The 21,137-nt window shown below is 44.0% G+C and carries 19 protein-coding genes, 2 tRNA genes and 2 pseudogenes; 5 read left to right on the top strand and 18 right to left on the bottom strand.

What is annotated here, in order from left to right; genetic code table 11:
• Positions 1–343 precede the first annotated feature (343 nt).
• From IKB69_RS02440 to IKB69_RS02425, 4 genes are all read left to right on the top strand, one after another.
• A complete protein-coding gene (locus IKB69_RS02440; RefSeq protein ID WP_290945858.1) occupies positions 344–1,291 on the top strand; it encodes a cytochrome-c peroxidase in 948 nt (315 codons plus the stop codon).
• A 182-nt stretch (positions 1,292–1,473) separates the two neighbouring features.
• Positions 1,474–2,511 (top strand): hypothetical protein, encoded by a 1,038-nt coding sequence (locus IKB69_RS02435; RefSeq protein ID WP_290945741.1) that lies wholly within the window; start codon positions 1,474–1,476, stop codon positions 2,509–2,511.
• Between the two features lie 152 nt (positions 2,512–2,663).
• Entirely contained in the window at positions 2,664–4,061 is a 1,398-nt protein-coding gene (locus tag IKB69_RS02430; RefSeq protein ID WP_290945739.1) for an outer membrane family protein, read from the top strand.
• 87 nt (positions 4,062–4,148) lie between these two features.
• Positions 4,149–4,529: a biopolymer transporter ExbD gene (locus IKB69_RS02425; protein ID WP_290945737.1), complete on the top strand. Its 381-nt coding sequence runs from the start codon at positions 4,149–4,151 to the stop codon at positions 4,527–4,529.
• 172 nt (positions 4,530–4,701) lie between these two features.
• On the opposite strand, the gene IKB69_RS02420 is transcribed toward IKB69_RS02425, so the two are convergent.
• The 5 genes and pseudogenes from IKB69_RS02420 to IKB69_RS02400 all read right to left on the bottom strand — a co-directional run bounded on the left by IKB69_RS02420 (position 4,702) and on the right by IKB69_RS02400 (position 7,083).
• Positions 4,702–5,109 (bottom strand): hypothetical protein, encoded by a 408-nt coding sequence (locus IKB69_RS02420; RefSeq protein WP_290945735.1) that lies wholly within the window; start codon positions 5,107–5,109, stop codon positions 4,702–4,704.
• Complete coding sequence (galU, locus tag IKB69_RS02415) at positions 5,109–5,945, bottom strand: UTP--glucose-1-phosphate uridylyltransferase GalU (protein WP_290945733.1); 837 nt, start codon at positions 5,943–5,945, stop codon at positions 5,109–5,111. The genes IKB69_RS02420 and galU overlap by 1 nt, the downstream gene beginning before the upstream one ends.
• Positions 5,946–6,007: 62 nt before the next feature.
• Positions 6,008–6,825 (bottom strand): annotated as a pseudogene (locus IKB69_RS02410) (MqnA/MqnD/SBP family protein).
• 79 nt (positions 6,826–6,904) lie between these two features.
• Positions 6,905–6,981, bottom strand: a tRNA-Met gene (locus IKB69_RS02405).
• A 27-nt stretch (positions 6,982–7,008) separates the two neighbouring features.
• Positions 7,009–7,083, bottom strand: a tRNA-Gln gene (locus IKB69_RS02400).
• A 221-nt stretch (positions 7,084–7,304) separates the two neighbouring features.
• On the opposite strand from IKB69_RS02400, the gene IKB69_RS02395 reads away from it, so the two are divergent.
• A complete protein-coding gene (locus tag IKB69_RS02395) occupies positions 7,305–8,366 on the top strand; it encodes a bifunctional 3,4-dihydroxy-2-butanone 4-phosphate synthase/GTP cyclohydrolase II (RefSeq protein ID WP_290945731.1) in 1,062 nt (353 codons plus the stop codon).
• Positions 8,367–8,368: 2 nt separating this feature from the next.
• On the opposite strand, the gene IKB69_RS02390 is transcribed toward IKB69_RS02395, so the two are convergent.
• From IKB69_RS02390 to IKB69_RS02330, 13 genes and pseudogenes are all read right to left on the bottom strand, one after another.
• Positions 8,369–9,541 carry an MnmC family methyltransferase gene (locus IKB69_RS02390; RefSeq protein ID WP_290945728.1) on the bottom strand — a complete coding sequence of 391 codons (1,173 nt, stop codon included), beginning with the start codon at positions 9,539–9,541 and terminating at the stop codon, positions 8,369–8,371.
• An 11-nt stretch (positions 9,542–9,552) separates the two neighbouring features.
• Positions 9,553–10,998: an IMP dehydrogenase gene (guaB, locus tag IKB69_RS02385; RefSeq protein ID WP_290945726.1), complete on the bottom strand. Its 1,446-nt coding sequence runs from the start codon at positions 10,996–10,998 to the stop codon at positions 9,553–9,555.
• Between the two features lie 17 nt (positions 10,999–11,015).
• Positions 11,016–12,356, bottom strand: coding sequence for an Asp-tRNA(Asn)/Glu-tRNA(Gln) amidotransferase subunit GatA (gene gatA, locus IKB69_RS02380; protein WP_290945724.1), 1,341 nt, complete (start codon positions 12,354–12,356; stop codon positions 11,016–11,018).
• Between the two features lie 94 nt (positions 12,357–12,450).
• A complete protein-coding gene (locus tag IKB69_RS02375; RefSeq protein ID WP_290945722.1) occupies positions 12,451–13,770 on the bottom strand; it encodes a hypothetical protein in 1,320 nt (439 codons plus the stop codon).
• The gene (locus IKB69_RS02370; RefSeq protein ID WP_290945856.1) at positions 13,770–14,753 is read right to left on the bottom strand and encodes a tRNA-dihydrouridine synthase; all 984 of its coding nucleotides are present in this window, start codon (positions 14,751–14,753) and stop codon (positions 13,770–13,772) included. Before IKB69_RS02370 ends, IKB69_RS02375 begins: the two co-directional genes overlap by 1 nt.
• Positions 14,754–15,216: 463 nt before the next feature.
• Positions 15,217–15,378: pseudogene (locus tag IKB69_RS02365) on the bottom strand (HlyD family secretion protein); the annotation flags it as partial.
• 107 nt (positions 15,379–15,485) lie between these two features.
• Positions 15,486–16,481 carry a lipid A deacylase LpxR family protein gene (locus IKB69_RS02360; RefSeq protein WP_290945720.1) on the bottom strand — a complete coding sequence of 332 codons (996 nt, stop codon included), beginning with the start codon at positions 16,479–16,481 and terminating at the stop codon, positions 15,486–15,488.
• A gap of 119 nt (positions 16,482–16,600) precedes the next feature.
• The gene (locus IKB69_RS02355; RefSeq protein WP_290945719.1) at positions 16,601–16,906 is read right to left on the bottom strand and encodes a hypothetical protein; all 306 of its coding nucleotides are present in this window, start codon (positions 16,904–16,906) and stop codon (positions 16,601–16,603) included.
• Positions 16,907–17,007: 101 nt separating this feature from the next.
• Positions 17,008–17,706: a uroporphyrinogen-III synthase gene (locus IKB69_RS02350; RefSeq protein WP_290945717.1), complete on the bottom strand. Its 699-nt coding sequence runs from the start codon at positions 17,704–17,706 to the stop codon at positions 17,008–17,010.
• A gap of 15 nt (positions 17,707–17,721) precedes the next feature.
• A complete protein-coding gene (locus tag IKB69_RS02345) occupies positions 17,722–18,051 on the bottom strand; it encodes a hypothetical protein (protein ID WP_290945715.1) in 330 nt (109 codons plus the stop codon).
• Positions 18,036–18,725 (bottom strand): hypothetical protein, encoded by a 690-nt coding sequence (locus tag IKB69_RS02340; RefSeq protein ID WP_290945713.1) that lies wholly within the window; start codon positions 18,723–18,725, stop codon positions 18,036–18,038. Before IKB69_RS02340 ends, IKB69_RS02345 begins: the two co-directional genes overlap by 16 nt.
• Positions 18,706–19,596 (bottom strand): LPP20 family lipoprotein, encoded by an 891-nt coding sequence (locus IKB69_RS02335; RefSeq protein ID WP_290945711.1) that lies wholly within the window; start codon positions 19,594–19,596, stop codon positions 18,706–18,708. The genes IKB69_RS02340 and IKB69_RS02335 overlap by 20 nt, the downstream gene beginning before the upstream one ends.
• 2 nt (positions 19,597–19,598) lie before the next feature.
• Positions 19,599–21,134 (bottom strand): TolC family protein, encoded by a 1,536-nt coding sequence (locus tag IKB69_RS02330; RefSeq protein WP_290945709.1) that lies wholly within the window; start codon positions 21,132–21,134, stop codon positions 19,599–19,601.
• Positions 21,135–21,137: the final 3 nt, after the last annotated feature.

Here is a 21,137-nt window from a genome sequence, read left to right as displayed (position 1 = left end):
TTTGCTCCTTATACTCTCTTAGAAACTTTGCTAGATTCTAGCTAGTTTGGCATTAGGATTAGTTTAGGTTGGGAATTATCATATTCTTCTTCAAGTAGATTTTACTCACTTTAGTAAATGATAAAAAATATCTTTTATTAAGCTTGTATTAATATTGCTTCAACTAGAATACGCCCCGATTTTACCGCAACTCTCACTTTAAAGGATTCGTATGATATTTTCCACGCTTGCACGTACAATTGCCACACTAGGACTCAGCATAGCAACCATCACAGCAAATCAAGTAGAATCTATCTCGCCAAAAGAGCTTATAGAAAAGGCAAAAAACGCAGGGTTAAAGCCTATGCCTCAAGGCAAAGAGCTAGTTGCATACCAGCAAGATCAGATCAAAAAGTACAAGCTCGCTGCACCCTATAAACCCACGCTCACTGCAGCTCAAGTCGAGCTAGGAAAAAAGCTCTACTTTGACCCAAGGCTTTCAAAGTCCAATCTCGTTTCTTGTAATACCTGCCACAATCTAGGGCTAGGTGGCGTAGATGTGGTGCCAGCAGCCCGTGGGCATAAGTGGCAAGCAAACCCACACCACCTAAATTCTCCAAGTGTGTATAACTCAATGTTTAATAGCGTGCAGTTTTGGGATGGGCGCGCGGGTGACTTGGGACACCAAGCACAAGGACCTATTGAGAATCCTGTAGAAATGGCAGCCACGGCGAAAGAGATTATTGCGCGCATACAATCAATCCCTGCTTATGTCAACGAGTTCAAAGCCGCTTATGGCAATAATGTTAAAATCGACTTTAAGCTAATCGCCGATACAATTGCGCTTTTTGAGATGACACTAAACACTCCAAGTCGCTATGATGACTTCCTAAAAGGCAATGTAAAAGCATTAAGTAAAGAAGAGCAAGCTGGACTAAATATGTTTATCGATAAGGGTTGCACCGCCTGCCACACAGATATCAACCTAGGTGGATCTATGCAGGCTTTTGCTGTGGTCAAGCCTTATAAATTTGCCGAAGTTGGTGGTTTCAAAGGCGATGCTAATGGTATGGTCAAAGCTCCATCTTTGCGAAATGTACTAGATACAGCCCCCTACTTCCACAATGGACAGTATTGGGATGTTAAAGATGCAATTAAAGAGATGGGCTCTATACAGCTAGGCATCACCATAAACGACAAAGAAGCCCAAACAATCGAAAAATTCTTCCAGTCTCTTAATGGCAAATACCCTGCGGTAATCTACCCCATTTTGCCAGCTAGCACAACTGCTACGCCAAAACCTACATTTTAGATAGGCTAGAATCTAGCTCTGCTAGATTCTAGTAGTACACTCTGCACGACAATCTTTCACCACGAGATCTTGTACATATTTCTACGAAATCCAGCTATACTTTATTTGTATTTGTTGTCTTTGATTATCTAAAGATAAGCGATGATTATAAGCCAATAGATCTAGTACAAAGGAGTAGAGTAATGAAAGAGTTTGACCCTTATGATGAAAAGGTGGTATTTGCTGAGCTTAGTACGCTTATCGATGGAATGGATTGTAAGCTTACAGGAGAGCAGCAGCAAATGCAAGAAGGCGTGATTTATGCCAAAGATAAGCAGGCTATCCAATCTTCTAGCACAAATAAAAGGATTTGCTTTGCAGATAGAATTCTAAATGGCGGAATCTTGCAAAAAGATGGAAGCTTTTTGAGTGAAGATAGGCAGTTTATATATAATCTTGATACAAGTGGGGCTGGGATTTTGCATATCATTTCTGTGTGTAAAAAGACAAGCTTTACTCTCGTTAATTTCTCTCAGCAAAATAACGATTTTGGAATCCATTTGTGTGAGAAGCCTTATAAAGAGCTTGGCTTTGTGTATTGCAACACTTTTAGTTTGCACCCCTATATTAAGGCATTTAAGGAAATTGCCCCCTATATTGCCAAAAGAATCTATAAGTCCAAGTATTTTACAAAGGTGATTATTACTGACTATCAAAGTCGCTATCCAAATGCACTAGGTCCATTTTTTGAGCCAAAAAGCTTTGAAAAAGCCTGCGGGAATATAAGCCTAAATCCACAATATCTCTACTTGCTTAATGTTTCTATGATTGAGAGTATGAAGCATTTCACTAAGGATAATGCGTTGGTAAAGGAGCTTTATATTTTTGCAACTAATCCCACGCCACCGGATAAATTTCGTGCAGATTTGGTGCTAAAAATGATGAAAAATCTCAATCACAATATCACGCGAGGTATGGCTGAACAGGCTATTAATCAAGTTGTGTTTCATAGTTTTGCTTTGGGGGAAGATGTGGAGTTTTTACAAAGCTTAAGCAAGGATAGTGGTGGGAAGTATTATAGGGTAGATTCTGTTTTGGCGTTTAAAAAGGCATTACTTAGCCACCTTGATAATGGCAGAATGCCAGATCCAAAAGAGCTAGGCGATGATGCGACAATAGTACCCAGTAAAACTGAAAAAATGTACGATGATAATCCACCGAGAAACACATCAAGACATTAAAATCTAGGATCTTACCTTTGGCGAGCTATGCTTTGTGGCGCGCTATATTCCAGTGTCTTACTTCCAGCAACTCTGCATACAAAATAGTAAATATAAGGTAAATACAAGGTAAAAAAGCTATACTCTATTCTTTACCATACTAAGGAATTTTTATGCAGAATTTCACCACAAAATGTACAAACAAGATTCTAGCGATAAGCACTATTGTTGCTGGTGTACTTAGTGGCGCAAGTGCATTTGATATTAAATACAATGGCTGGCTTGAGGTGTTTGGCAAAGGTGGCTTCAATAACCAAACAATTGACGAAGACAAAGGTATCTACCCCACAGATAGCTTTCTCAATGTCATAGCTAACCTTGGTTTTGATGGAAATCTACTCGCTAATGACTTGGAAAGTCAATCGCTAAAATATGGCTTCAATGTTACAGGCGGGTCGATGATTCTAGACTCCACAAGCAAGGACTACCCACTAGGACCAGATAGTGTGAATAATGAATATGTAGGGTTTTGGGCAGGGTATAACGGAAACAAATCCAGATCAAATCGTTTATATGTGATCAATAATGCCTATCTTGACTACAATTATGGTGACTTTGACACAAGCGTACTTAGCTTTCAATTTAAGGGAGGTCGCTATCTCTCAAGCGCTGAGTATATGAGTGGCTATACACAGGGGTTTGAAGCGGCAATGAAGATTAAGCTTAGTAACTCTCAATCGCTCAAGTTCTGGTGGTATAGCTCCTATGGGAGAGCTTTCGCCTTTGGTCAATGGCTGATGGACTTCTACTCGCCACAAGGTTATAGTACAAGTGCTGGGCAGTTCGCTAACTACGGAATCCACGCATTTAAAGTGATTTACAGCCTTGGAGGGCTCGATATCACGCCTTATATCTACTTTTCACCCGGCACTTACACAGCTCCGGCATTCCGTGTAGAGTATGATACAAACAAGAGTTTTGATGGTGCAGGCTTCCGATCACACACCTTTGCTAATATCTTGCTTCCAATTTATGATGATAGACTTGTAGGGAGCTATCGTTGGGGATCTACGATGAACAAATACACCCAAAGCCTGCTAGTCCAGCAGCAGCTTGACTACAATAATTACAACTTTGGGTTAGGCTTGTATAAAAACTTCGGGCACGCAAATGCTAGAATCGGGACTACAGGGAATCCTTGGATGATAGACTTCTGGATAGCAAGCTCCTATGACATTGGTCGAAGTGTGAGTGATATGGTGGGTAAAGACGCGCTTACTCCTTATCTCTTTTTCGGGGGGACCCACTTTGCAAACAAGCTATGGTGGCAGCTCCTTGGTCGCTGGACAGATGCACAGCGTAGCCAAGAGCATAGCGTCGCGCTCAATCTTGCATACCAAATCGATGACAGACTATCCATTGGTGGCAAGATCGAATACTTTAGCGATACGACAAAGACTGGTTATAAAGTGGGCTGGGCAGATGGTAAAGGAGGGACTACACAATCTAGCACACCCAAAAATGTCTCGGATCGAAGTCATACATTTTTATGGGTGCACTACGATATTTAAGTCTTTTGCCATTAACTTCTGCTCACACCTACAATCAAGCTAGATTTTGCTAGAATCTAGTCTTGCTATATCCCTTAAGGACTATGCTTGAAGAAAATAGACTCTATGAATTTAGTGCCATTTATTGACATTATGCTTGTACTCTTAGTAATCGTGCTTACAACGGCTTCTTTTATCAACACCTCTAGAATCCAAGTCAATGTCCCCAAAGTAAGCGATGGATCAAATAAGCAAAATACGCAGAGCAAGCCTATCACCATCGCTATTGATGAGCAAGGTCGCTATTATCTAAACGACAAGCTCCACACCCTAGAAACACTCAAACAAACCATAAAGAATTATGATGCAAGCACTTCTGTCATCATCAATGGCGACTCCCAAAGTAATCTTAATTCCTTTGTGCAGATGATGGATATAATCCAAGCGCAAGGGCTGAAAGATCTCTACATAGTCGTAGAAGAAGAGTGAGATAGAATCTAGCGACTTCTTTAAGAACACCTTTAGATTCTAGCTAGTAGCTTGGCTTACCATTCACTTATGTTAAATGCCTAAATCTAATCAGCTATTCCTTGCTTACTTTGGTAAGCTTAAGTATGCTATGTGGATTCTAGGGCGATCGCAAGGTGGGCAGACTAGGAATCTAGGAAGCGGAGTCTTTTTTTGTCTTTAGGGCAAGCCCTATGACATCAGATATTTCTTTTTTAATGGCTGGGTTTTTTGCGCTTAGGTGCTCGCGGATTTCAGCGGCTTTATCTGTGTCAATACTCTCAAGACTTGTAAGCTCCTTTACCACATCAAGCCACTCTTGGCAATCACTAGAGTTTGGCGCAAACAGCCCAAATTTCTTAACAAACTGCTCGATTAGATCGTGAGCTTGGTCTTGGCTTTTGGCTTTGGGGATAAGTTTGCGGAAGTCTTTTAGGGTGAAGGGTTTTAGCTTTGGCTTTTTGTCAAACAAGCTTTGCATAAAAAATCCAAATACAAACACGACAAACCCAAACCCAAAGGAGATGAGCAAAAACACCGTATAAAAGCCCTGGTTATACATTATTTACCGCTTTTTGTTACAAAAAATGCATTTGTCGCTTCTACAAAACCATCAATACTGCCACAGTCATACCGCTTACCTTGGAATTTGTAGGCGATCACGCGCCCATTTTTTGCTTGCTCCATTAGGGCATCGGTGATTTGGATTTCACCCTTTTTGCCCGGAGGCGTTACGCGCAAAATATCAAAAATATCAGGCGTTAAAATATAGCGACCAATGACTGCTAGGTTTGATGGAGCTTCGCTAGCACTTGGCTTTTCTATCATTGTATTGACGCGATAGACATTCTCGCTAATCATCTCGCCTGCAATCACACCATATTTATCCACTTCGCTCATAGGCACTTCTTCGATGGCGACTATGGAGCATTTATGCTTGGCATAGAGTTTGACCATTTGCGCTAGCACGCTATCTCCACCGATATTTGCGCATAAATCATCAGCTAAAATCACTGCAAAAGGCTCATTGCCAATGAGTGTCTCCCCTGTCAAAATCGCGTGTCCCAAGCCTTTCATCTCGTTTTGGCGTGTGTAGGAGAAAGTGCATTGTGTGATGAGCGAGCGCACTTCATCGAGTAGAAATTCTTTATCTGTGCCTTTGATTTGGTGCTCTAGCTCATAGCTTATATCAAAGTGGTCTTCTATGCTGCGTTTGCCTCGCCCAGTAACGATTGCCATTGTTTGGCAGCCAGCACTTAGTGCTTCTTCGACACCATATTGTATCAGTGGCTTTGTGAGAATGGGGAGCATTTCTTTAGGCATAGCCTTTGTCGCAGGTAAAAATCGTGTCCCATAGCCTGCTGCTGGGAAAAGACATTTGTTGATATAGCTCATCATATTCCTTTATTGTGTAGATTCTAGCGATTGTAGCGCAAAAGGTTTATGTGTTTATAAACAGCCTAAGAGTCTCGTAGCTCTGCATACTCCCTAGGGAGCAGAAATTCTTCACAGCATAAAGTCCTAGGGTAGAATCCAGCTTTATATAGTAGAGAAAAAAGTGTATCGATGGCTTGTTTTTGCACGGAGCTAAGGGAGATAGAATCTGCATTGGCATAGAGATTGAGATAAGTATCTAGCTCTTTGGCATTGACGCGGATAAGATTGCGATCAAGCAACATTGTGGAGAGTAGGGACTTGTTTTGCGTAGCGATTTGCACAGCCCTTGTCAGTGTGTCTTCTATATCAACTGCCCTAAGCAGTGGGATACTACGGCGTAAAGCCATACCACCAAGTGGCAGGGGTAGCTCATCGCCTGCTAGCTCACACCATATGTCCCAGATTTCTCTCTCCACCTCTAATTGATCGCTAAAGGTTAGGATTGACTCGTGGATAAGCACACCCGCATCAACTTCACCATTAAGCACAGCAGATTCTATATCAAGGAAGTTTTTATACACAATTTTGGCATTGGGATAAGCTATGCGGAAAAGCAGAGCATTTGTCGTGTGTGCGCCAGAGAGAGCGACTTTGCAATGCGACTTTAGCTGCTTACCCTTTAACTTAATGAGTTTAGTCCATAGCCACTGCCAAAGCTTACTCTCGTGCGTAAAAGCGCGTAATTTTGCGCGATAAGCGGATATACACCAAAGGAAATAGCACTCACATCATAATCACCCTGCAAAGCCGCTTCATTGAGCGTTTGTATATCTAGTGCGGTGTTGTAAAACTTCAGCCCAAACCTAGAATCTACCCACCCAAACGCAATGGCATAATACATAAAAATATCATCAGCATCAGGGCTATGAGCTACGCTTATCAAACAACTCTCCAAAAGCTAAAATATGGGATTTGATGTATGGTTGCGGGAGATGGATTTGAACCACCGACCTTTGGGTTATGAGCCCAACGAGCTACCGGACTGCTCTACCCCGCGATATAGTATAAGTTAAAGGGAGAAAATTGGCTGGGGTACAAGGATTCGAACCTCGGAATGCCTGGACCAAAACCAGGTGCCTTACCGCTTGGCGATACCCCAACAGCGTCTAATCAAGGCGATATTGTATAGTAGTTTTACTTATTTGTCAATATGTGGATTTGTAGCAAGCGTTGGTAGATCTCGGCTATTAGCCTTGCTTGCACACATACTTTGTGCTAGTGTCTTAAGACTTGTCTATAAGTGCTCTTGGTAGGATTTTGAGAATCTTTATTGTATAATCAGCATTCTACATAAACTTCCACGCATTATTAAGGATAGCAATGTATCAAACGCGTATGAAAGAAGCTATAGAGGCAATTAAAAAGGGCGAAATGATTATCATAATGGATGATGAAGACAGGGAAAATGAAGGCGATTTAGTAATGGCTGGAATCTTTTCCACACCGGAGAAAATAAATTTTATGGCTCAAGAAGCAAGAGGGCTAATTTGTGTATCTATTACACAAGAGCTAGCCCATAAGCTAGACTTACCTCCAATGGTGCAAAGAAATGATAGCAACCACGAAACCGCCTTTACTATATCCATTGATGCTAGGGAAGCAAAGACAGGGATCTCTGCGTATGAGCGTGATTTAACAATCCGTCTTATGTGTGATAGTAACGCAGAGCCAAGCGATTTTGTGCGTCCGGGGCATATTTTCCCCCTTATTGCTAAGAGTGGTGGCACACTTATCCGCACGGGGCATACAGAAGCGAGTGTGGATATTTGCAAGCTATCTGGTCTTGCACCCATTAGTGTGATATGCGAGATTATGAAAAAAGATGGCACGATGGCGGGGCGTGGGGATAAATTCCTCCTTGATTTTGCTAAGACTCATAACTTAAAGATTCTCTATGTCTCTGATATTATTCAATATCGCTTAAATTTTGAGAATCTTGTGCGTGAAATCTCGCGTGAAAAAGCAGTGTTTATGGCAAAAGAGTGTGAGAAAATCACCTTTATAGATCATTTGCAAAATTGCCATATCGCCTTTGGCTTTAGTCCTGAGACTAAAACTCCGCTCATTAGATTCCATAACACAAGCAGTGATATTGCACTTTTAACAGATTCTAATGAGTGGCAATCTCTGCAAAAAAGCATAGGGCTACTCTCACAGCAAGGCGGCTATCTCATCTGCTTAAATAGTGAGAATATGGCAAATAGCGGAAATATCGCAAAAAATTGTGGCGATATTAAAGACTTTGGAATCGGCGCACAGATTTTAAAAAAGCTTGGCGTGAAAGACTTCACACTTCTTAGCTCTCATTGTGCTAATGCAAATAAAAGCTACAATGCCCTAAGCGGATTTGATTTGCATTTGAAAAAGAGCATTGAAGTGTAGATTTAGCTACGCAGTGTGCTGCCACTGATATGTACGGGAGCTTTGCTAAAAATACTTGAGCTACGCTTGTGTGTGCGAGCTTTTAGGCTATTGGGATAGAATCTAGCACATTGTTGATAGAGCTTGTCTAAAGTCCTAGAATCTACTTTATACCGATAGGCTAGTAGCCCTGCTTGTTGTGCGTTTGTAATGATCTCTTTTCTTGTAGCATAGGTAGTAATAATCCCAGAGTCTTTAAGCAAACTAGCAAGCGTGCAAAAATGCTCTAAATCCCATAGCGCACTGTTTTTCTCATAGCTAAATGGATCTTGGTAGATGACATCAAAGCCGTGAAAATAGCTATATTGCTGCATCAAGTTTGCCTGCAAATCCGCAAGTAATATCCGTGCATCACCCCAGAGTATTTGCAAAGATACATTACGCGCTATGTGTGCTACTCTGCTAGATTCTAGCTTTGAGACATAGCCAGAATCTAGCGCGTGGATCTTGCTAGCAAGGGCTAGATTCTGCTTATCTTGCTCAATGGAGATAATGTAAAAATCCATTTGATCAAATGTGCTAAAAAGGCGTGAAAGTAGGGCGTTGTAGCCAAGCCCAAAGCAAAGGTCTAAAATCCATACTTTGGGTGTTTTGGCTTTTGGGCTAGGGTTGTGGATTGCTTCATGCGTGTTGGGGACAGGGAGTGTATGCCATTGAGATCGTCCGTAAAGCAAAGCTTTCTTATCGCAAAGTGTAGTTTCTTTAGAGCTCCTAGAATCTTGCGCCGAGTTGTTTGAAGTTTTTGTTTTTTTTGTAGAAAAGCTAGAATCTATATTGTTAGATTCTAGCTCGGTTTGGTCTCTACTTTTAGCCCGACTCTCTTGTTTAAGAATTCTAGGAGCTCTAAAGAAACATTGCTTTTGGTGAGTGCTCTCCCTTGTTTTGCAAGGTGGGTTAAGGGAGTTGTCTTGAGTGGTGATAATTGCGCTCCAATCGCCACAATTGCCATTTCTAGCCCCAAAATGCAAATCACTCAAAGCCCAATCCATTTTACAGGAGGCTAAGACTTCCCACACAGGAGCTATATGCTTCCCTAGCTTCTCACTTAGCGCACCATAGCTATTGCTTGCATAATGCTCGCTAAAGTGTGTATTAAAGGCATTAAGTGATCCATCAGCACTTGGGATAAGCTCCATTTAGTAGCAGATTAGCCGTGATAGTTTGGTGCTTCTTTGGTAATATCCACATCATGTACATGTGATTCTCTAAGCCCAGCAGCAGTGATTTGCACAAATTCCGCTCTCTCCCACAAGCTTGAGATATTTACCGCACCTAGGTAGCCCATAGAGCTGCGTAGCCCTCCTGTAAGCTGGTGTAACACATCGCCGATTTTCCCACGATATGGCACGCGCCCTTCGATACCCTCTGGTACGAGCTTTTCTTGCGCAGTGCCTTCTTGGAAGTAGCGATCTGAGCTACCCTTAGTCATCGCACCTATGCTTCCCATACCGCGGTAGCTCTTATACTGCCGCCCTTGGTAGAGTACCAAATCTCCGGGACTCTCTTCTGTGCCAGCTAGTAGAGAGCCTATCATTACACTAGATGCACCCACGGCGATAGCTTTAGCAACATCACCAGAGTATTTGATCCCACCATCTGCGATAATCGGTACCCCCATCTTCGTCGCCACTTCCGCACAGCCTGCAATCGCTGAAACTTGGGGCATACCAACACCTGCGACAATTCTTGTGGTGCAGATACTGCCCGGACCTATGCCTACTTTCACCGCATCTGCACCTGCTTTGATAAGATCTTGTGTGGCTTGTGCAGTTACGACATTACCCACGATAACATCAATTTCGTAGTTCGCCTTAATAGATTCTAGTGTGGTAATGATATTTTTAGAATGTCCGTGCGCAGAGTCAAGCACTAGCACATCTACACCTGCTTCAATGAGAGCTTGCGCTCTATCAAGCTGCCCCGCGCCAATAGCCGCCCCCACACGCAAGCGACCTTGAGAGTCCTTATTGGCATTGGGGTATTCTATACGCTTTTGAATGTCTTTAATGGTGATTAGTCCTTGTAAAATATTATTACTATCGACTATGGGGAGCTTTTCTATCCTGTGCTTGTGCATAATGGCTTTAGCTTCATCAAGGCTTACTCCTACATTAGCGGTAACTAGGGGTATTTTTGTCATCACATCGCCGACTTTCTTGCTCAAATCATTTTCAAAGCGCACATCACGATTGGTCAAAATCCCTATCAAAAGCCCCTTTTCATCAACGACTGGCACGCCAGAGATTTTGTAATTATCCGTGATGGCTTTGGCATCGGCTAAGGAGCGATTAGCTTGGATAGAGATAGGACTAGTGATGATACCGCTCTCGCTTTTTTTTACCTTATCGATTTGCTCTACTTGCATAGCTGGGGACATATTTTTATGGATAACGCCAATGCCACCATAGCGCGCCATAGCAATGGCAGTTTTATATTCAGTAACCGTATCCATAGCCGCAGATACAAAGGGAATATTGAGCGAGATATTGCGGGTGAGTTTAGAGCTTGTATCGACTTCTTTTGGCAGTACCGCAGAATATGCAGGGATTAGTAAAATATCTTCAAAAGTTAGGGCTTTTTGTGTGATTTTCATACGATCTCCTTACACTACTAAGCTAGCTGAGATTCTAGTCCATATGCGCAATCAAGTACACTTTGCTCCTCGTAAGCTCTGCCAATGAGCTGCATACCAATAGGCAAGCCTTGAGACTCTCCCACAGGTATGCTAATAGCTGGGAGTCCTGCGAGATTGACTCCGATGGTATAAATATCGCTTAGATACATTGCAAGAGGGTTTTGTGAAGCTTGGAATTTAGGGGCAATGCTTGGGGTTATGGGTGATAAGATCAAGTCTGCTTGCTCAAAAATTTTGGCATATTGTTGGGCGATAAGCGCGCGCATTTTCTGGGCTTTAAGATAGTAGGCATCATAGTAGCCACTACTTAGCACAAAGCTCCCTAGGAGAATCCTATTTTTCACCTCTTTGCCAAAGCCTTGCGAGCGCGTGGATTTATAGAGCTCCTTTAGCCCACCAGAATCTACGCGATTCCCATAGCGCACACCATCAAAGCGCGCAAGGTTACTGCTAGCTTCTGCGGTACAGATGATATAGTAAGTAGAGATATGTAAGCTTGTGTCAAGCATTTTTGCAGGGACTATGGTGTGACCGCTAGATTCTAGGGTTTTAATAGTCTCTTCATAGGCTTTAGCGATTGCTGGGTCAGCGTCTTTTAAGAAGTCATTAAGTACCGCGATTGTAAAGCATCGGTTCTTATCGAGCTTGGAGAAGCTTTGCAGTGGTGGGAGTTTCGCGCTGGTAGAATCTAGCTCATCATAACCACTAATAGCATCAAGCAAGATTGCGCAATCTTGCACATTTTGCGTGATTGGTCCTATGCAATCAAGACTTGAGCTATATGCCACTAGCCCATAGCGACTCACCCTGCCATAGGTGGGTTTTAGCCCCACGCAGCCACAATATCCAGCAGGCTGGCGGATAGAGCCACCTGTATCACTTCCAAGTGCGGCGATCGCATAGCCCCCAGCCACTGCAGCCGCGCTACCCCCAGAGCTTCCGCCGGGCACTCTTGAGAAATCCTTAGGGTTTTTCGTGCGCCCATAGCAGCTGGACTCTGTCGTGCTACCCATAGCAAACTCATCCATATTTGCCCGCCCAAACGCGCTCATACCATTAGCGCGCAAGCGTGTGATGACAGTGGCATCATAAGGGGCGATATAGCCTTGTAGAATCTTACTCGCGCAAGTAATTTCCCAGCCTTTGACATTGATATTGTCTTTGATCAAGATTGGCACACCGCTGTAGTTGTCGTTAGAGAAGTTGATATAGGCATTTAGCTCAATAGCACTTTGGGATTTGGCGTGGGCTTCTATGCTAGATTTTAGAGCTTGCTGCTCGTCTTTAGGGAGAGATAAGGCTTGCTGTAATGTCATAGTCTTCCTTGAGGTGAGCTATCAGTGGCTACGGATTTTGCGCGACATTATAGAAAAAAGTAGCTTACATAACGCTTGCTGCAATGCCCGCACCCTAAAAGCTTAAAGCAAAGCGCAAAAACCACTCCTTATCCTTAGTGCTTACAAATTTCTGCCTTAGCAGGCTTTCGCTCCATGGGTCGTTTTCTCTCACTGTACCCGGGCTATTACTCTCAAACTTCCTGCCATCATAGCCATACCATCGCTCTTGTGCGATAGGGTAGTGGGAGATTTTATAGCCAAAATCTATGCGGGAAAAGCGCGAGAGATATACACTTACCCCAAAGCGCACAAACCCCCCACTTCCCGCGGAGAAAAAGGCATCATTTGCGTTACTTGCCTTGCCTTTAGCAGCAGCTTCGTTATACCAAGTTTTGTTATTGGGATCGCCTTGGGAGAAGCGCGCGAACTCCGCTCCACCGCCGATAAATCCCCCTGCTTTAAAATACGCAAGCCTAGAGAGCCAGAATTCCTCTTGGCGCAAAAACCCAAGCCACTGCTGTAAAATCGTATCCACAGGGATATTTAGTATTGCATCAGCCCCTAGTGCAAAGCTCAAATACTGCCCATCTTGGGGGGCTAGTGTGCTAGCATCTGGCGTGTCTTGGAAAGTGAAAGTGTCTTCGACTTTGGTATTTGGCGTCTTAGAATCAGTGCTACTGCCTATGATTAAGATCCCACATTTATCTGATCCGCTAGACCACTTACCCTTGCAAATTTGATACGCTTCTTGCAAATTATTGGTGCTTGTATCGCGCTTATCACTGCCAGCAATCTTGCTCCCAAGTGAGCCATTGCGGTTTGTCATCTCACCAAAGAATCTAACTCCTAAAATATGGAATTTGTCAAAAAAGTATTCCGCTCCTATCTCTAAGCCATAGCCGGTGTTAAGCTGTCCAGAATACTCAGCACTTGTGGTATCGCCACTGCATTTTTGGTTTGGGCAGGTGGCGACTTCTTTGCTCATACTTTGGGTGTTGTGCGTGTGGGTAGAGCTTGCAGACACTGCGCCAAAACCGATATATGGGTGCAAAATATCGCCAAATATCCACGCGCTAGGACTTGGCTTGTAGAAAAAGCTAGAATCTTGCGCACTTAATTGACCGAGCTCATCGTCTTGGGTAGGGGGAGGTGTGTAATCAGGCTTAGTGCTAGTAGGCTTAGTGGTAGGTGCACTTGGGGGCGTGAGAGTGGATGTCAGCGTGTTTTGTAAAATCGTGCGACTTGGTTTAGATTCTACTGCTACTAGAAGTGGCACAAAGGCGAGCACACATAGCAAGCGCACTAGAATGCTACTAGAAGCCACTTTTGCATTAGAGTCCTGTGCAGTGGTATTAAGTGTCGTTGTGTTGTTAGATTCTAGCTTTTGCCACATTACATACTTCTTTTATTGAGAGCAACAAGCGGTGCGCTCCCCCACTCTAGCGCACTTGTGGCAAAAAACTCTTCAATGCTCTCTCTCATTAGCCTAGAATCTACCATAGCATTGACCACATTGCGAAAGGCACTTGCGCCATTGTGCCCTTTAGCATAGGCGTGTAAATTCTTTCTAAACATTACTACACCCCTTTCTCCATAAAACTCCACCATCGCATCAAAATGCTCTAACACCAAGTCCTTTTTCACCATTGTGGGAAGCGCAGTAGTGTTATGGCGAATTTGCCAGAAAATCCACGGACTAGTAAGTGCAGCGCGCCCTATCATCACCCCATTTGCGTCTGTTTCTTGCAGGACAGCTTGCGCCTTTTGCACGGAGTCTATCTCGCCATTGGCGATAAGTGGGTGGCGTAGAATCTTTCTCATCTGTGCGATGGCTTGGTAGTCGATTTTCTCCTTTTTATACCCATCTTTGCGGGTCCTGCCATGGACTACGACAAAATCTACGGGTGCATCATTGAGTGCGTGGGCTATTTCAGTTGGGATTTTCTCATCAAACCCTAGTCGCACCTTGACACTTGTATAAGGTGTTTTACTCTGCTCTTTAATCAAGCGCAAAAGCTCCACAAGCTTAGGCAGATCCTGCAAAAGCCCACTGCCATTGCCGTGATTAGCGACCTTAGGAGCTGGGCAGCCACAGTTAAAGTCCAAAATATCAATGCCTTCTTGTGTGTTTAGCACGGCGATTGCGCGCTTTATAATTTCTTGCTTTGAGCCTGCGATTTGCACACTATAAGGTGTCTCTAGGGAGGATTTTTGGAGCATTTTGAGAGTTTTAGCACTAGAGAATGCCAAGGCGTGGGAGCTTATCATCTCACTCACTGTAACATCTACACCAAAGCGTTTAACCACGGATCGAAAGGGCAAGTCCGTATAGCCAGCAAGTGGGGCTAAAAAGAGCTTCGTGCTAGAGAAATCCAATACCTCAGCGCTCATTCTTAAACTCCTTGTTTTAAGCACACGATTATAGCATAAGCCTAGACTATACTTGTATTGCGCGCGCCTTTGCTGTCTTTTATGATAAGTATTACACTTGCTACAAAACATAGCGCAAACAAAGCCAATAGTATCAAAAAATGCAGAGTAATGCTCGAACATCCGCATCCATTTGATTTAAGCTAATAAAGTCTCTAACGCCGTGGTATGCTTAGATCATGTAGCTAAGACCTTGCAAAAACTGCGGTAGTAACTCGCTTGGTCAAATGAAGCCTAAAATAAATACTAGTGGCATAGAGGAGACAAATACTACTTGTGTAGGTAGCTCTCATCTTCTAAGTCCCCCCCCCCCAAAGCCGTCGCAAGCCACGCAACTTGCGATAAACACCCATCGCAAAGCACCAAAATCACCCACCCCAGCAACAAGATTTGGCCACGCTTGTGCATTATCCACAAGCAAAACAACAGGGAATCCTGTAGGACTCAGCTCGCTTTCACTTAGGAGAATGTTGCTCACTTCTGCATCTGCTGGGGCATAGGCTTGCACTTCATTGAGCTGCCTTGCTGCAGTAAGCTTCTTTTGTTTAGCGGCGACTTTGGTCTCTTAAGATAAGGCTTTAGCTGCTTTTGCGCTTTGCCCTTTGGGATCAAGTGAAGTTTTAGTGCGGGGTAGCTAGCAAGTGTCTTTTGCGCGAAGCTAGATTCTGGTGGTGGGGGCTAGATTCTACCTCCTAGAGAGATTAGCCCAAAGCTATGGAAATCATCTTGCGTAGCAAACTCTCTGCTCCTATGCACCACACTATACACAATTTCAAATCGCTTATAACGCAAGCTAATTCCCCAGACAAACTCACATACAAAGGGCTTTATCCTAATGCTATGGTTGCTTGCAAAATGTGGAGCAAAAGTATTACCTTGCAAAAACATATTGCGCCCCACCACACGCATACCTGCACCTACAAAGCCATATATGCTAAACCACTGCCCAACATAAGGTGCGCCCATAAAGCCACTATTTAGATACATTGGCGCAGTGTTTGGGCTAAGGCGGTAGCCAAAGCGTGCAAGCAGGCTTGCTTGAGAGTGGATCCTAGCATTTCCTAGGCTTAGGCTAAATTGTGGCATTAGATCTAGGCTATGAGCAGTGTGCTCTAGAATCTTTAAGACACTTGCGCTTAGCCCATAGTGCGCATTTAGGATGAGCTCATTGCGTAGCTGTGTCCCCCAACCTGCAAGCAGGGCGTTGTTGGTTAGATCGTGGATTAGATCTTGTACTTCTTTAGCCCCACTCGCCTTGCCTACAACTCCAATATCAAGCCCCAAGCTCTCAAACACATATGCACTGCGCACAAAGCTACGCAAGCTTACACCCAAATACCCACCATAAGGGTGGTCATCTTCAGGTGGGATAGGGGAGAATCTATCCTTTGGGGTATACATTTCTTGCTTGATGGCTAGCCCAAAGCTTGTATGCAACGCACTGGGCTTAAAAAATTGCTGCAAGCTAACAAAGCGTAAAAACCTAAGTGCGTTAGATTCTTTGGTAATAAAGCTTAGGCGCACACCAGCGGTATAGTATTTATCGATTTTGCTGTTGAAGTTTGCGTCATTTTCATAATCAAGTAAGAGCAGTGCTTGTGTGCGAGCGAAGCTAGATTCTAGCGTGGGATTTTGTGGGGTGGTACTGGGCTTGAATTCTAGATCATCTGCCAAGCACACTACACAGCATAGATATAAGCTTGGTAGCAAAGACCTTATAAGATACATTTATGATAAGTGGGATAGAGTAGAGCGTAAGAAATCTCCGCGAGTGCGGAGATCGCGTATGAAAGCTATTTAGTCTCTTTTGCTTCTGGAGTTTGCTCGTTAGCCTCTTCAGTACTTGCCTGCACTGCTTCATCAGCATTTTGATCAGCAGAAGCTTGAGTAGTCTCAGCGTTTGCTTCTGGAGTTTGCTCGTTAGCTTCAGTATTTGTTTCTGGATCTGTTGTATCAGTGCTTACTACGGGGTTTTCAGTTACTTGCTCTTCTACTGTTGTTTGTGGTGCAGCTTCTTCTGCTTTTTTGTCATCACCACACGCACTAAAAAGCACTGCTACTGCCGCTACAATCGCCAATTTTGAGAAAAGACCTTTCATTAGGGACTCCTTATCCTTAAAGTAAAATAAGCTCACATTATATAAAGCTATATATTAATCTTTGCTTTAAAAATTAATGCTAGCGCGCTAGAAACTAGAATCTAGCTAGATTCTAGGGCAAGCTCTTTTGCTAGTTTGATACAGGACTCTAGCGTCTGCTTGGGACTTGTGTAGGCTATGACATCAGGGGCGAAAGCACGCAAGGTTGTCTGCCCAATTGCTATGGCAATATAGCTAGAATCCCAGCCAAAATTTTGCACAAATGCGTGGTAGTTGCTTGGTGCGCTAAAGATTAGCACAGAGTGTGGGGCTGGTTTTTGCGAGTGGGGTAGAGACTTTGGGGTGTTGGTGTAGGCGATGATTTGCGTTAGGGGGATTTGGGCTTGCTTAAGCGTTAGATCAAGGTTTGAGACAATGCTTTGTGCGCGTAAATAGAGTAGCCTGTGCCTACAAGATCGCGCGATAATCTCTCTAGCAAAGCTCTCTCCGTGTGAAGTGCTAGAGATAAACTCTATGCAAAAGCCTGCATTTTTTAGCACGCGCTCACACCCAGCCCCAATGGCAAACACGGGGATTTCTAAAAACGCTCTAAGCTCGCTGTGCTGCTCCATCGCACACATAAGTGCGCTAATGGCGTGTTTGGATGTAAAAATAAGTGCGTCAATATGCTCTTTTATCGCGTAGGGTGGGATGTTAGATTCTAGCAAGGCATCATAGATGGGGAGATAGCGGATCTCGCTCACACAAAGTGTTGGAATTTCTTTAGAAATAGTAGAGTTAATTAGCACAATCTCGCGCATAGTTTATCCTGCATTTCAAGGATTTTGGTAGATTCTATGGAATACAGCAAAGCGCGGCAAACCATTTTTAGTCGTGCCATAAAATTTATAGGTGATAATAGAGCCTAGTGGCGGTGGGTCTTGACGCTCTTTATCACTAAAGCCACTACCGATTTTGAAGCGCATTAGCCGTGGCGTATCTTTGGTGGCGGTTTCTTGCTCGCAAGTAAGCGAGCCTAGCTTGCCTGCATACTTACCCTTGCCTGTGTTGTGGGCTACTACTTTGCACTCTGCATCGCTATAGGCTTTAAGCTTTAGGGCGTTAGGCGATCTTGTACGCTCATAAGGTGCTAAAACCCTGCGCAAGACAAGCCCCTCTGCGCCTGCTCACTTAGCTCTTGCAAGCGTTTGAATAGCTGTTTCTCACTAGCAATTGGCTCTTGCTTGATGATAGAAATAGGTATTGTAGGCGCGCTTGCAAGATAAGATTCTAGCACCTTAAGCCGCTCAAAAAGTGTGCAGTGCGCATCTTCTGCACTCTGCTCTCTTTGATTTTTTGGCGTGTTTTTGGGAACTTTAGATTCTAGTACATCACACATTGGCACATCAAAGACATAATACTTTGCCCTATCCCAGCTAGAATCTTTAGCTTCTTTATCTCTGCTACAAGGGCAGTGTGTGCAGTCTTTTTGCACAAGGGCTAATGCCTTTTCAAACTCCCCCCTGCCTATCCATAGCTCCCCATCTAGGCTAAAGGGCGGAAAATGCTCAATAAAGCAAGAAGGTGCTTTGATCACCCTGCCACTGCGGGTTAGAAGTTGCTTGCCATTCCATAGAGCGCGCACGCCATCAAGCTTCTCGCTCATAACAAACTCTTGCACATTATTTGGACGCGCTTTGTGGTAGTCCATAAGGAGCAAGAGTTTAGACTCTGGCGCATCTTGCGCCCTTGCACTATCTGCGCGCCCATTGGCATAAAGAGCTACCCCACATAGCATTATCGCTAGTAAAAAGTAGATACTAGATCTTAGGGAAGCCATCTTCGCTTTGCATAAATGCATAAAGCTTTTTATATAGCACTATTGCGGCGCGCTTTAGGGCATAGTCATAGCTTGCTTGACTCTCCTGTATGCTCGCTTGGAAAATAGCTCGTTGCGCGCAGTCTTTAAGCGTGATTTCTAGGGCTATGGAGTTGGCATTTCTTGTCGCACTTATAGCTAGGTGCGGAGTGCTAGAATCCTTAGTGATTGCGGCAAGCTTGGAGATCTCCGCGCTAAAGAGTGCTTCTTGGGCTTTGGTGAGACCTTGATAGGTGGTAGTGAGCAGTGGCTTTTGGACTTGATTATAGAGAGAGGAAAGCTTGTGAAAGTCTTTAGGTAAAGGAGCTTGTAGAGATTCTAGAATCTGGGCTAGCTTGCTAGCTTGCTTGAAGCTAGATTCTAGCGTGCCAAAATCTCTTAGTGTGATACAGCTAGGAGTAGTGGCGATAATGGGCTTTGTGTGTGATAAGATAGCCTGTAAATCCTGTTTAAGTGGTGCTAATAGCTGCTCTTTGCTAATATCTACTTGGACATAGTATGTGCCTTGCTTATAGGCTTTGTTGCGCACTTGGAGATTAGGTAAGGATAGCATAGCAGAATCTAGCTCTATATGCTGAGAGAGCTTGGTTGTGAGCTTGTCATTATGCTGGGTGTTGTAGATATGCGTAGAAGAGCGCACTTGGGTTTGCACGCTTTGGGCTAGATCATCAATGGCAGCTTGCTTAGCACTCTCAAAGCTCTCCCCACTGCCCACACCATAGAATTTAGCTCCTTGCTTGGCAGAGAGGAACCAGCTTGGCGGCTTGCTAGCACAGCCCATAAGTAGCGTAAGCGTGACCAGTGCGATTAGATGAGAAACCAGCTTGGACATAGCTACCCCTTTAAGAGATTGTTATTAGAATCTAGCGCACTCTTGCTAGCTTGCTCTAGCTTGCCGCCTAGGGCTTTATAGAGCACAATCACAGAAGAGAGCCTAGCAAAGCGCGCTTCATCTACGCTTTGGCGTGCATTCAAGAGTGCATTGTAGCTTGTAAGGTAGCTTGACTCATCAAGTAGCCCTAGCTCATAGCGCGCGCGCGCTATGAGCCACACTTCTTGCGAAGTGGAGAGTACTTGCTCTTTGGCTTGCAGGGAGCTTTGTGCGGTATTGACTTCTGTGATGGCATTTTCTATCTCGCCAAGTGCTGTGCGTAAAGTGGATTCTAGTGCGTAGAATGCCTGCTTCACACTCTCTTTTTGGATTTTATAGTCTTTGGTTAAAGCGGAGCGATTGATAAGCGGGGAGGCAAGTGAGCCAGTGATATTCCAGATCAAATCCCCAACCCCGCGTGAAGAGAAGAGAATCTGCCCTAAGTTTCCGCCTAGGCTAAGCGATGGGAAAAGCGCGGCTTTTTTGGAGTTTTTTAGCATTACTTGTGCATTTAGACTAGCAATGCTAGCGCGCACATCATCGCGAGAGAGCAAAATATCTTTAGGTAGGGCGTTTATACTAGGGAGCTTTATGTTAGGGAGGCTAGAATCTAGCGCACTAAAGGCAGTAGAATCTAGGCTAGACTCTAGGCTTTGTGCTTGTGCTATGGAGGTAGATTTTAGCGTGCTGTCATTTAGCATTAGCGTAAGTGCTTGGGTGTCGCTGGTGTTTAGTAGGACCATTAGGGCATTTTTCATCTTTTCTTGCTCAAGGAGTAGGGAGCTATGCGTGCTTTTAGCGGTATTTAGCGCGGCGATTGTATCACTTAGCATAGTGATGTCAATAAGCCCCAAATCGTGCTTATGTCCCAAAGTGTCTAAAATCCTACCATAATTATCAATCATCTGCTCTTGCAAGTGTGCTGCTTTGGTAATGCGCTTATAGGCATAATAATTACTTGCCACTTCGCCAATAAGACTTACTTGCGCTACGGAGAGATTGGAAAGCGTGGCTAGATAGTCATATTTTCTCGATTTTCTTAGCATATTAAGCTTGCCGAAGAGATCTAGCTCCCACGATAGAGAGAGATTGGCATTTAGAGTGTTTTGGTTGATGTTGATTTGGTAGCGATTGTAGTTGCCTGAGCTGTAATTGTAGCCCATATTGATAGAGAGCTTTGGGAGCATATTGGCACTTGCTAGCCCTAGGGCTTCTCTAGCTTGGGCGATTTGAGAAGTGAGTGTAAGGATATTGGTATTATTAGCTAGAGCCATATCAAGCAGTACGCGTAAGCTCTCATCATCAATGAGTGTAAGCAGTGATTCTGCAAAGGTGCTAGGCGTATTTGTATCGTAGCTAGGTTCTAGGCTAGAATCTAGCTGCTTGCTAAAGGAGCTTGCAAGTGTGATGGACTGGCTAACTCTCTCATCTGTATAGGGCTTTGAGCAACTAAGGAAAACAAGCGCACAAGCGCAGAATATGCCTAATCGCGCTAGCATAGC

The sequence above is a fragment of the Helicobacter sp. genome (genome assembly GCF_017502485.1).
In the GTDB taxonomy this organism is placed as follows: domain Bacteria; phylum Campylobacterota; class Campylobacteria; order Campylobacterales; family Helicobacteraceae; genus Helicobacter_B.
This window is presented reverse-complemented; position numbering and strand designations above follow the sequence as displayed.

What these genes read in the sequence shown, in the direction of transcription:
- IKB69_RS02440 (WP_290945858.1), top strand. Translation starts at nt 344, where the DNA reads ATGCCTCAAGGCAAAGAGCTAGTTGCATACCAGCAAGATCAGATCAAA.
- IKB69_RS02435 (WP_290945741.1), top strand. Translation starts at nt 1,474, where the DNA reads ATGAAAGAGTTTGACCCTTATGATGAAAAGGTGGTATTTGCTGAGCTT.
- IKB69_RS02430 (WP_290945739.1), top strand. Translation starts at nt 2,664, where the DNA reads ATGCAGAATTTCACCACAAAATGTACAAACAAGATTCTAGCGATAAGC.
- IKB69_RS02420 (WP_290945735.1), bottom strand. Translation starts at nt 5,109, where the DNA reads ATGTATAACCAGGGCTTTTATACGGTGTTTTTGCTCATCTCCTTTGGG.
- galU (WP_290945733.1), bottom strand. Translation starts at nt 5,945, where the DNA reads ATGATGAGCTATATCAACAAATGTCTTTTCCCAGCAGCAGGCTATGGG.
- IKB69_RS02395 (WP_290945731.1), top strand. Translation starts at nt 7,305, where the DNA reads ATGTATCAAACGCGTATGAAAGAAGCTATAGAGGCAATTAAAAAGGGC.
- IKB69_RS02390 (WP_290945728.1), bottom strand. Translation starts at nt 9,541, where the DNA reads ATGGAGCTTATCCCAAGTGCTGATGGATCACTTAATGCCTTTAATACA.
- guaB (WP_290945726.1), bottom strand. Translation starts at nt 10,998, where the DNA reads ATGAAAATCACACAAAAAGCCCTAACTTTTGAAGATATTTTACTAATC.
- gatA (WP_290945724.1), bottom strand. Translation starts at nt 12,356, where the DNA reads ATGACATTACAGCAAGCCTTATCTCTCCCTAAAGACGAGCAGCAAGCT.
- IKB69_RS02375 (WP_290945722.1), bottom strand. Translation starts at nt 13,770, where the DNA reads ATGTGGCAAAAGCTAGAATCTAACAACACAACGACACTTAATACCACT.
- IKB69_RS02355 (WP_290945719.1), bottom strand. Translation starts at nt 16,906, where the DNA reads ATGAAAGGTCTTTTCTCAAAATTGGCGATTGTAGCGGCAGTAGCAGTG.
- IKB69_RS02350 (WP_290945717.1), bottom strand. Translation starts at nt 17,706, where the DNA reads ATGCGCGAGATTGTGCTAATTAACTCTACTATTTCTAAAGAAATTCCA.
- IKB69_RS02340 (WP_290945713.1), bottom strand. Translation starts at nt 18,725, where the DNA reads ATGGCTTCCCTAAGATCTAGTATCTACTTTTTACTAGCGATAATGCTA.
- IKB69_RS02335 (WP_290945711.1), bottom strand. Translation starts at nt 19,596, where the DNA reads ATGTCCAAGCTGGTTTCTCATCTAATCGCACTGGTCACGCTTACGCTA.
- IKB69_RS02330 (WP_290945709.1), bottom strand. Translation starts at nt 21,134, where the DNA reads ATGCTAGCGCGATTAGGCATATTCTGCGCTTGTGCGCTTGTTTTCCTT.